The 3,639-nt window shown below is 61.3% G+C and carries 3 protein-coding genes; 1 reads left to right on the forward strand and 2 read right to left on the reverse strand.

Going from position 1 to position 3,639, the window contains the following annotated elements:
* Both VGH54_RS12875 and VGH54_RS12880 read right to left on the reverse strand, forming a co-directional pair.
* A partial coding sequence (locus VGH54_RS12875; RefSeq protein WP_331512391.1) for an RND family transporter occupies positions 1–2,231 on the reverse strand: 2,231 nt, incomplete at its 3' end.
* Positions 2,228–2,650, reverse strand: a complete 423-nt coding sequence (locus VGH54_RS12880; RefSeq protein WP_331512392.1) for an MmpS family transport accessory protein — start codon at positions 2,648–2,650, stop codon at positions 2,228–2,230. The genes VGH54_RS12880 and VGH54_RS12875, both read right to left, overlap by 4 nt.
* A gap of 387 nt (positions 2,651–3,037) precedes the next feature.
* On the opposite strand from VGH54_RS12880, the gene VGH54_RS12885 reads away from it, so the two are divergent.
* Positions 3,038–3,256 carry a ferric uptake regulation protein gene (locus VGH54_RS12885; protein ID WP_331512393.1) on the forward strand — a complete coding sequence of 73 codons (219 nt, stop codon included), beginning with the start codon at positions 3,038–3,040 and terminating at the stop codon, positions 3,254–3,256.
* The last annotated feature ends 383 nt before the right edge of the window (positions 3,257–3,639 follow it).

Here is a 3,639-nt window from a genome sequence, read left to right on the forward strand (position 1 = left end):
TCCTGATCGACGGACGCGATTCCCTTCGTCGTCGCCGGATCCACGGCGTGGGTGATGATGAAGCGAGCGGCCTTGCCGTCCGGCGACACCATCAGGCTCAACCCGAACTGAAAGTCCGAGTTCTGGAAGATCTCGGGTGGCAGGTAGAACAGGCTCTCAGTCCGAGAGTCGTTGAAAGACTTGCCCATCACGGCGTTCGTGTCGGTCAGACGATCGAACTGATCGATCAGGCTGTCGAACGAGCTGTAGATGGTCAGCGTCGTATCCCGGATCGCCTTCGAGACAGCGATATTCTGCGGAATGATCGCCAGAAGTTCGTGCGTGGCTTTAGCCGTGTCGTTGAGGTCCTTGGTGAGATTGTGGAACTGCTCGGCGAGCTGATCGAACCCGTCCAGGGAGTCGAACAGGCTTCGTAGCGACCAGCAGATCGGGATGTCGAAGCAGTGCTTGTCCCAATAGAAGTAGCTGCGAATCGGCCTCCAGAAGTCGTCGAAATCGGCGAAGTGGTCGCGGATTTTATCCGTGATTGCCGCCGTGTCGGCCGTGGTTTTCGCGCTGTCATCCGCCGCGTTCGCGAGATCCTGGGTCACCTTGTACTGGCGCTCTAGTAGGGCGATCTGGTCGTCGAGGTAGCCGGTGATCTTCTTGATGTCGCCGATGCGGGCCTTCAGGTAACTGAGGTTGTCACGGATCGGTGCGCTCTGCACGCTGAGCTGGAACGGAATGGATCCGTCTTCGATTGGCGGGCCGAGTGGCCGCGTGATGCTCTGCACCCGTTCGATGCCGGGCACCCGGAAGATGGCTCCGGCGATCTTGTCCAGGACCAGCATGTCGGTGGGATTGCGCAGATCGTGGTCCGATTCGATCATCAGCAGGTCGGGGTTCAACCGGGCCTGGGTGAAGTGTTGATCGGCGGCGTTGTACGCCTGCACCGAAGCCGCGCTCTGCGGCAAGTAGTACAGGTCGTTGTAGCGCGGAGTGAAGCCCATCAAGCCGAGGGCGCCGACGATCGCCATGATGACGGAGATGGCGAGGATGGGCGCCGGCCACCGCACGATGGCCGTCGCCAGACGGCGCCACCGGGTGTAGTTGAACTCGCGCTTCGGGTCGAAGAGGCCGAAGCCGCTGGCGAAAGCGATAAGCGCCGGCGTCAGGGTTACCCCGGCGGCCACCACTACCAGCAGACCTACTGCACACGGAAATGCCAGCGAATTGAAGTAGGGCAGCCTAGTGAAGCGCAGGCAGGCCAGCGCGCCGACGATCGTCAAACCCGAGCCCAGCACCACCTTGGTGACGCCGGCAAAGGTGTCGTAGTAGGCGGCCTCGGGGTCCAGTCCCCGTTCGCGGCCTTCCTGGTAGCGGCCGACCATGAATATCGCGTAGTCGGTTCCGGCCGCGATCGCCAGCGCCGTCAGCAAGTTGACGGCGAAGGTCGACAGCCCCATGATGCCGGTCTCGCCCAGCAGTGCTATCACGCCTCGGCCAGTGGCCAGGCCGACGAACAAGATGACCATCGTCAACAGCACGGTGCCAATGGATCGGTAGACGAACATCAGCATGATCGCGATGATGACGATGGTGATGATCGTCATCTTGGCCAGGCTCGCGTCGCCGACCACGATCGTGTCGGCGGTCAGCGCACCCTGACCGGCGACGTACGCCTTCACCCCCGCCGGCGGCTTAGAATCCGCGACGATTTTGCGGACCGCGGCAACCGACTTGTCGCCGACGGCTCCGCCCTGGTCACCGCGCAGATTGACCTGGACGTAGGCGGCCTTGTGGTCGTAGCTCTCGACACCCGATGACGTGAATCGCTGCCCCCAGAAATTCAGCGCATGCTCGACGTGTTCGGTGTCGTTCTGAAGCTTCTTGACCAGCTCGTCGTAATACCGGTGAGCGTCCTGGCCGAGAGGTTTGTCACCGACCAGGGTCACCAGGACGAGGTTGTCGGAGTCGTACTCCTTGAATTTCGCCCCGAGGTGCTTCATGCCGGTCACCGAGGGCGCGTCGGTTGGCGAGAGCGGCACCGAGATTTCCTCGGCAACCCTCTCCAACTGCGGGACAAAGACGTTGACGCCGACCGCGATCAGCACCCAGACGATGACAATCGGCAGCGCCAAGATACGGATGGTGTGCGCTATTCGCGGTTTGCGCTCGACTTCCGTGCGCTGTGGGACGGGGATTTTGTCCGTGTCGCTGGTGTCGTCGGTGCCGCTGGTGTCGTCGGTCACGCGGATTTGTCCAAGCAGGAAACCTGCGCGTCCCGGGTGTTGACCTGTTGTTGATCGACCAATTTGCCGTCGACGGTGATCCGGCAGCCGATGGAGGGGCCGTCACCTTGGGCGATGACGTAGGCGAAGATGCCGGGCATCTCGGCGACGATCGTCTTCGACCAGGGCAACGTGGTGAAACTGGCCTTCTGCGGTAGTGACTCCGCATCCATCCAGTTGACGACGCCGGTCGTGCCGGGCGGTCCCAGGATTTCGTAGATGGCCGTCTTGGCCGCGTACGGCGGGGTCGCATCCCGGGGATCGGGCTTGGGCAAGCCGGGTCCTGGGAAGACCCCATTGAGTCGCAAAACCGCAACGCCGCCGATGATCAGTGCCACGACCACGACCAGCGGAATCCATGCCCGCTTGAGAATCGTCAACGCCGTGTCCCCCGCTCAGGAGTGCTCGATGGGCTGATATTAAGACAAATCGTCGCGTGCGCCACCGCTAGCCGAACGCCACGGCTGCCGAGTTCATTCCTGCGGTGCGCCGTCGCGCCGGAGCCGCGCCGCCCGCCTGGGCCGCGGCCGCAGCCGCACCGCTGCTTGCGCGCCGTCCGAGTGCGCGAAGGCCCTCGAAGGCGGTTGTTGAGTCGAAGGAATGGAAATTTTCTGCAGCACAGTCGATTTCGCTGCGAGGCGCTGACTCCTGCCCGTCGATAGCGCAAACCAAAGACGGCTAAGTTAGTTTCAAAAGGTAATTAGTTTCAATTGTGAGCCATGTGTTTTGCGACACAATCTAGGGCGATCGCGGGTACCCTCAGTGGTATGGCTACCAAGACGAAGGTCAAGACCTGCGTGCATTGCGGCCACACGTTCGATCCGAGCGACCGACACCGTGACCTGGTCAATCCGGACTGGCATCCAGCCGCATCAAATTATTGTTCGCCTTATTGCTGCGACCAATACCACCTCGAAATGGTGCATTGCTGCTCGACCCACATCAAAGAGAAGGCTCGGCGCGAAGCCGCCAGGGCGGCGCGATAATCCGCGCCTCCACCAGTTCAACGGATTCGCCACTTTCTGTAACGAATTGGCTATTTGACGCGTAGCTCCACGATCTATTGGCCCGGCAACGCGTGTGACGCGCCCCCTCGCTGTCAGGCCGCCGCCGACACCGCTCTCACTTGGAGGGCCGATCGACGCTAACGAAACGTACAGCAGGTTCTCAGCTGCTCAGAGGGCGGATTTGATCGTTTCGCGATAGCGTTGAGCCATTCGAGCACCGACAGGAGGTTGACCATGTGCCATTACCTCATCACAGTCGAGTTCGACGATGGTCAGCTAGCGACCACGCAATACTCGTCGCCGAGTGACGTGAGAACCAAATTAGCCGAAGTCGTCCACGATTTGACGGACGAAGACGGCAT

Source organism: Mycobacterium sp., from assembly GCF_036488105.1.
Classification (GTDB): Bacteria; Actinomycetota; Actinomycetes; order Mycobacteriales; family Mycobacteriaceae; genus Mycobacterium.